Raw genomic sequence first — 6,400 nt, forward strand, 5'->3', positions numbered from 1 at the left:
CAATGAAGATCGCGGTTCTTCGGGAACGCGCGGCAGGGGAGAGCAGGGTTTCGGCATCGCCGGAGACTGTTAAGAAGTTCATTGCCCTCGGCGCTACGGTGGCCGTGGAGAGCGGGGCGGGGGTTACCGCCTCGATTTCCGACGAGGAATACCGCGCGGTTGGCGCGGAGGTTACGGACAACGCTGTGGCCGGGGCCGACATTGTGTTGGGCGTTCAGGGACCTGAGGTTGATCAGCTTTCCGGGGCCAATCCCGGTGCGTGGATCGTGGCGGGCCTCGATCCTTTCGGCAAACGTGAGCGGGTCGATGCCTATGCCGCCGCTGGTTTTGAAGCGCTGGCGATGGAGTTCATGCCGCGCATCACGCGTGCGCAGTCCATGGACATCCTGTCCTCGCAATCCAACCTCGCTGGCTACAAGGCCGTGCTGGTCGCCGCCAATCTCTATGGCCGCGCCTTTCCGATGATGATGACGGCGGCAGGCACCGTGTCTGCGGCAAAGGCCTTCATCATGGGCGTAGGCGTTGCAGGCCTGCAAGCCATCGCCACCGCCCGCCGCCTCGGTGCGCAGGTTTCTGCGACCGACGTGCGCTCGGCGACGAAGGAACAGATCCAGTCGCTCGGCGCCAAGCCGATCTTCGTCGAGAACGTCGCTGGGATCGAAGGTGAAGGCGCAGGTGGCTATGCCACCGAAATGTCAGAGGAGTACCAGAAGGCCCAGACCGAACTGGTCTCCAGCCACATCGCCAAGCAGGACATCGTGATCACCACGGCATTGATCCCTGGCCGCGCCGCGCCGCGCCTGATCAGCGATGCACAGATCGCCACAATGAAGCCCGGTTCGGTCATTTTCGACCTTGCCGTGGCGCAAGGCGGCAATGTCGAAGGGTCGGTGCCCGATGAGGTTGTCGTGAAGCACGGCGTCAAGATCGTCGGCTATTCGAACACGCCCGCGCAATTGCCCGCCGATGCCTCGGCCCTGTTCAGCCGCAACCTCTACAACTTCCTCTCGGCCTTCTGGGACAAGGAACAGGGCAAACCTGTTCTGGACGAGGAAATCGGCAACGCCATCCGCCTCACACAGGGCGGCAAGGTTGTGAACGAGAGGTTGCTGGGTTGAGCGCTCCGGGCGGCGTCCCTCATCCTCCCCGGCACGGGGAGGGGGACCGCCCGAAGGGTGGTGGAGGGGGTTCACCCCAAACACAACGCCCGATAGTCTACCGCGCCCGCCAGCTTCGGCGGGAGATGACAAAGCCCGAAGTCATGCTGTGGCAAGTGCTGCGGCAACGTCCGAGGGGACTGAAATTCCGCAGGCAGCATCCGGTTGGACCTTACGTCGCCGATTTCTACTGTGCCTCTGCAAGGCTCATCATCGAAGTCGAAGGCTGGGTCCACGATACCGAACGCGCCATGAACGATACACACAGATTCAAATTTCTGGTCGAAAACGGGTACAGGGTTTTGAGGATTTCGGCGAAGCGCATACTCGCAGATGTGGTCGGCACTGCCGAAGCCATCGTCGCGCGTGCGGATAGCCCCCTCCACCATCCTTCGGATGGTCCCCCTCCCCGTGCCGGGGAGGAGGGGTAATAATGGACTTCATATCGATCCTGAGCATTTTCGTGCTCGCCTGCTTTGTCGGGTACTACGTCGTCTGGTCGGTCACCCCGGCGCTGCACACGCCGCTGATGGCGGTGACCAATGCGATCTCCTCGGTGATCGTGGTCGGCGCGCTGGTGGCTTCTGCCGCAGCCGGTAGCCCGTCGGCCAAGTGGCTGGGGCTGGGCGCGGTGGTGCTGGCTTCGGTCAACATCTTCGGCGGGTTTGCCGTTACGGCGCGCATGTTGGCGATGTACAAGAAGAAGGAGAAGAAGTGATGGAACACGTCGCTGTCTCTCCCTGGGTCGCATTGGCCTATCTCGTCTCGGGCGTCCTGTTCATCCTGGCCCTGCGCGGGCTGTCCAGCCCCGCCACAAGCCGTGCGGGCAACCGCTATGGCATGATCGGCATGACCATCGCGGTGGTCACCACGCTGCTCACGCACTCCATCGCCAGCCTGCCGGAAATCCTCGTGGCGCTGGCCATCGGCGGCGGCATCGGCTTTGTCATCGCGCGCAAGATCGCGATGACTGACATGCCGCAGCTGGTCGCCGCGTTCCACTCGCTGGTCGGTCTTGCAGCGGTGCTGGTGGGCCTCGCGGCTTACCTAAACCCCGAAGCCTTCGACATCATGCTGCCGAATGGCCAGATCAACCCGGTCAGCCGTATCGAACTCGGCCTTGGCATTGCCATCGGCGCAATCACCTTCTCCGGCTCGATCATCGCGTTCCTGAAACTTGCGGGCAAGATGAGCGGCTCGCCGATCATGCTGCCGGGCCGCCATGTGCTGAACCTCGGCACGCTGCTGGCGATCATCGGGCTGACCGCCTACTTCACGCAGGACCAGTCGGTCTGGGTCATCGCCACGCTGACGGTGCTGGCCTTCATCATCGGCTTCCTGCTGATCATCCCGATCGGCGGCGCGGACATGCCGGTGGTCGTCTCGATGCTCAATTCCTATTCGGGTTGGGCAGCCGCGGCGATGGGCTTCACGCTCCAGAACACCGCGATGATCGTGACGGGCGCACTGGTCGGCTCGTCGGGCGCGATCCTTTCGTACATCATGTGCAAGGCGATGAACCGCAGCTTCATCTCGGTGATCGCAGGCGGCTTTGGCGCCGATGCTGCGGCCTCGGACGGCGTTGCGCGCGAACAGCGCCCGTGGAAGCGTGGCTCAGCCGAAGACGCGGCCTACATGATGAAGGAAGCCGAAAACGTCATCATCATCCCCGGCTATGGTATGGCCGTGTCACAGGCCCAGCACGCGCTGCGTGAAATGGGCGATGTGCTGAAAAAGGCAGGCGTCAACGTCAAGTACGCCATCCATCCGGTCGCAGGCCGTATGCCCGGGCACATGAACGTGCTGCTGGCCGAAGCCAACGTGCCCTACGATGAAGTGTTCGAGCTGGAAGACATCAACAGCGAGTTCGCGCAGGCGGACGTCGCCTTCATCATCGGCGCGAACGACGTGGTGAACCCGGCGGCAAAGACCGACAAGTCTTCACCCATCTACGGGATGCCCGTGTTCGACGTGGACAAGGCCAAGACGATCTTCTTCGTCAAGCGCTCGATGGGCGGGGTTGGCTACGCTGGCGTCGATAACGACGTGTTCTACATGGACCAGACGATGATGCTCCTCGCCGATGCCAAGAAGATGGTCGAAGACATCGTCAAGGCGCTGGCGCATTGATGATGCGCATCGCCCCCGCCGTGCTGGTTATCGCCATTGCTGCGGGGGCCTGCGCGCCTTCGAAGCTGGCCTATGGAAAGGTCCGCTCGGCACTCGTCGACGCGGGCCTTTCCGATGCCAACGCTGCCTGTATGGCCGAGCGGATGACCGACCGGCTGACGCTGGGGCAGCTTCAGCGCCTCGAAACGCTTCAATCCCCCAAACGTGACCTGTCGGACTATGTGCTGACCGTACGCCGCCTCGGCGATGCCGAACTGCTCGGCGTCACCACAAGCGCCGCCGCGTTGTGCGCAACAGGCTTCGCACCCGAGAAGAAGTAGGCGCAGCCTACTGGACCTGCCGCGTCACCTTTCGTAAGGCCTTGCCGGACAGGGGTGTTTCCGGCCCGGGGAGTTATCGCTTTGCGCAAGATCGGCCTTATTGGCGGCATGAGCTGGTTTTCCACTCGCACATACTACGAAGACATCAACCAACTGGTGCAGGCCCGCACCTCCACACTTTCGAGCGCGCCGCTCCTGATCGAAAGCCTCAATTTCGAAGGTCTCGCCCGTCTTGCTACGCCCGATCAGTGGGCGCGCGCCGCCGCGATCCTTTCGGAAAGCGCGCGCCGCCTTGAACAGGCCGGTGCCACCGCACTGCTGATCGGCGCCAATTCGATGCACAAGGTGTATGACGATGTTGCGGGTGCGGTCTCGATTCCGGTGATCCATATTGCAGATGCAGTTGCCGCGAAGATGAAAGCGGATGGCATTGAAACCGCGGCCCTGCTCGGCACGCGTTATGTTGTCATGGAAAGCTTCTACCGCAAACGCCTCGTCGCGCACGGCGTCAGTCTGCTTCCTCCGTTGGTTGAGGAGATGGAAGCAACCGATGCGATCATCTACGACGAACTGATGCAGGGCAAAGCCACCCGCGCAGCAGAACGCACGTTCAAGACCATGCTGACCAACATGGGACAGCGCGGCGCTCAGGCGGCGGTGCTGGCCTGTACCGAACTGGATATGGTGATCGACGTAGATGCAAACGTTTTGCCTGTTTATGATTGCACCCGCATCCATGCGCAGGCTGCGGTGGACTGGATTCTCGGCTGAGCCTTTCCATGATCGAGGGCCGCGCCGCTTACGCCAGCAACCCCGCAAACACGCGCGGGCGCGAATTCGGCACCGATGAAAAGGCCTCACGCGGCCCGCGCAGCGCGTTTCAGCGTGACCGTGACCGCATCATCCACTCCATCGCGTTCCGCCGGTTGCGCCACAAGACGCAAGTGTTCATCGCCCCCGATGGCGATCACTACCGCGTCCGCCTGACGCACAGCCTCGAAGTCGCGCAGATCGGCCGCGTCATCGCCCGCGCACTGGGGTTGGACGAGGATCTTACTGAAGCCCTGTGCCTCGCTCACGATATTGGCCACCCCCCCTTCGGCCACGCCGGGGAAGACGCGCTGGAAGAGGCGATGGCGGGCGCAGGAGGCTTTGACCACAACGCCAACACCCTGCGCGTATTGATGCGGCTCGAAAGCCCCTATTGCGGGCACGAGGGGCTGAACCTTTCGTGGGAAATGCTCGAAGGCCTTGCCAAGCACAATGGCCCGATCCTGAAACCCACCTGGGCGCTGGAGGACCTAGACGCCGCATTCCCGCTCGACCTGACCACCTTCGCCTCGCTCGAAGCGCAAGTCGCCGCCATTTCCGATGACATCGCCTATGACAACCACGACATCGACGATGGCCTGCGCGCCGGGTTCCTCTGCCTCGACCAGCTGCTCGAGCTGCCCTCGGTGTCAGACCAGTGGCGCGCCATCGAACAGCGCTTTCCCACAGCGCCGCAGGACCGGATGTTGCGTGAACTGGTGCGCGGGCAGATCGGCCACATGGTCAACGATGTGATCGCCACGACGCGTGCCAACATCGCGCAAACCGGCGTTTCCAGCGCTGAAGAAGTCCGCGTCGCTGGCCGCCCTCTCGCCACGTTCTCTGCCGCAATGGGCGAGCAGGAACGCGTGCTCAAGCAATTCATGTACCAGCGCCTCTACCTCCACGATGAGCAGCGCCAGACCGCAGACCGCGCGCGTGACGTTATTGCAAAACTGTTCGCCGCCTATGCGAATGACCCGTCAGAAATGCCCGAAAGCTGGCGTCTCACACTCCCCAAAGCCGAACCCGCGCGCACCCGCCATATCGCCGATTTCATTTCCGGCATGACCGACCGTTACGCCATAGACAGCTATGCCAAACTGTTCGGCCAGACCCCTGACGGCCTCAGAAATGTCTGACCAAACCCGCGTCGTTCTGGTCGGCGCCACCGGCCTGATCGGCCGCGCGGTTATGGCAGAGGCGGTGGGCCGCCCGGACATCCACCTCGTTGCCATAGCCCGCCGCGAAGTGCCGCTGCCCAAAGGTGCGCGCATGGAAATGCTGCTGTCCGATACCGGACACTGGCCCGATGCCATCGCCGATGGTCGCCCGCACACCGCCGTCATCGCGCTCGGCACCACGATCAAGGCGGTGGGCGGAGACAATGCCGCGTTCCGCGCGGTCGATCACGATCTCGTGCTGGAAAGCGCCGCCGCCGCCAAGGCTGCAGGCGCGCGTCAACTCATCGTCGTTTCGTCGGTCGGCGCAGAGGCCGGATCAAAGAACTTCTATCTCTCGGTCAAGGGCGAGGTTGAGGACAAGCTTGCCAAGCTTCACTTCGAACGGCTCGATCTGTTGCGTCCTGGCCTCCTGCGCGGCCACCGCGACGGTCCAACACGCCCTGCCGAACGGCTCGGCATGATTTTCAGTCCGCTCGCTGATCTCCTGATGTTAGGCAGATTGCGGCGCTATCGTTCGGCAAGAGACAGCGATCTTGCGCGTGTGATCCTTTCACTGGCAGGCGCAAAGCCGCGCGGGCGCTTCATCCATCACCACGACGAATTTCACCGCATCCTGAACCGTTGATATGCGCAGGAAGGGCTGGTTGACTTCACGCTGCGGTGCAGCGATGAAGAGCCGTCGCTGATCGCGCGGGAGAGCTCTCTCGATTCGTTCAGGATCGAGAGACGCCGAAGGAGCAACCGCCCCGGAATCTCTCAGGCAAATGGACCGCGTTGGTCGATAGCGACGCTCTGGAAA

At 62.7% G+C, this 6,400-nt stretch carries 8 protein-coding genes and 1 riboswitch; all 8 genes read left to right on the forward strand.

Going from position 1 to position 6,400, the window contains the following annotated elements:
• Positions 1-2 precede the first annotated feature (2 nt).
• A complete protein-coding gene (locus B7X90_RS08415; protein WP_292623504.1) occupies positions 3-1,118 on the forward strand; it encodes an NAD(P) transhydrogenase subunit alpha in 1,116 nt (371 codons plus the stop codon).
• 92 nt (positions 1,119-1,210) lie between these two features.
• Complete coding sequence (locus B7X90_RS08420; protein WP_292623530.1) at positions 1,211-1,588, forward strand: DUF559 domain-containing protein; 378 nt, start codon at positions 1,211-1,213, stop codon at positions 1,586-1,588.
• A 2-nt stretch (positions 1,589-1,590) separates the two neighbouring features.
• Positions 1,591-1,875, forward strand: coding sequence for an NAD(P) transhydrogenase subunit alpha (locus B7X90_RS08425; RefSeq protein WP_011445494.1), 285 nt, complete (start codon positions 1,591-1,593; stop codon positions 1,873-1,875).
• A complete protein-coding gene (locus B7X90_RS08430; RefSeq protein WP_292623515.1) occupies positions 1,875-3,287 on the forward strand; it encodes an NAD(P)(+) transhydrogenase (Re/Si-specific) subunit beta in 1,413 nt (470 codons plus the stop codon). Before B7X90_RS08425 ends, B7X90_RS08430 begins: the two co-directional genes overlap by 1 nt.
• Positions 3,287-3,607: a hypothetical protein gene (locus B7X90_RS08435; RefSeq protein WP_292623517.1), complete on the forward strand. Its 321-nt coding sequence runs from the start codon at positions 3,287-3,289 to the stop codon at positions 3,605-3,607. Before B7X90_RS08430 ends, B7X90_RS08435 begins: the two co-directional genes overlap by 1 nt.
• 81 nt (positions 3,608-3,688) lie before the next feature.
• On the forward strand, positions 3,689-4,378 hold the full coding sequence (locus B7X90_RS08440; protein WP_292623519.1) for an amino acid racemase: 690 nt from the start codon (positions 3,689-3,691) through the stop codon (positions 4,376-4,378).
• Positions 4,379-4,386: 8 nt separating this feature from the next.
• A complete protein-coding gene (locus tag B7X90_RS08445; protein ID WP_292623521.1) occupies positions 4,387-5,559 on the forward strand; it encodes a deoxyguanosinetriphosphate triphosphohydrolase in 1,173 nt (390 codons plus the stop codon).
• Positions 5,552-6,226: an NAD(P)H-binding protein gene (locus tag B7X90_RS08450; protein WP_292623522.1), complete on the forward strand. Its 675-nt coding sequence runs from the start codon at positions 5,552-5,554 to the stop codon at positions 6,224-6,226. The genes B7X90_RS08445 and B7X90_RS08450 overlap by 8 nt, the downstream gene beginning before the upstream one ends.
• A 56-nt stretch (positions 6,227-6,282) precedes the next feature.
• A riboswitch (glycine riboswitch) is annotated at positions 6,283-6,383 on the forward strand.
• The last annotated feature ends 17 nt before the right edge of the window (positions 6,384-6,400 follow it).

It is taken from the genome of Novosphingobium sp. 17-62-19, assembly GCF_002256775.1.
Classification (GTDB): domain Bacteria; phylum Pseudomonadota; class Alphaproteobacteria; order Sphingomonadales; family Sphingomonadaceae; genus Novosphingobium.

What these genes read in the sequence shown, in the direction of transcription:
- B7X90_RS08425 (WP_011445494.1), top strand. Translation starts at nt 1,591, where the DNA reads ATGGACTTCATATCGATCCTGAGCATTTTCGTGCTCGCCTGCTTTGTC.
- B7X90_RS08415 (WP_292623504.1), top strand. Translation starts at nt 3, where the DNA reads ATGAAGATCGCGGTTCTTCGGGAACGCGCGGCAGGGGAGAGCAGGGTT.
- B7X90_RS08430 (WP_292623515.1), top strand. Translation starts at nt 1,875, where the DNA reads ATGGAACACGTCGCTGTCTCTCCCTGGGTCGCATTGGCCTATCTCGTC.
- B7X90_RS08435 (WP_292623517.1), top strand. Translation starts at nt 3,287, where the DNA reads ATGATGCGCATCGCCCCCGCCGTGCTGGTTATCGCCATTGCTGCGGGG.
- B7X90_RS08450 (WP_292623522.1), top strand. Translation starts at nt 5,552, where the DNA reads ATGTCTGACCAAACCCGCGTCGTTCTGGTCGGCGCCACCGGCCTGATC.
- B7X90_RS08445 (WP_292623521.1), top strand. Translation starts at nt 4,387, where the DNA reads ATGATCGAGGGCCGCGCCGCTTACGCCAGCAACCCCGCAAACACGCGC.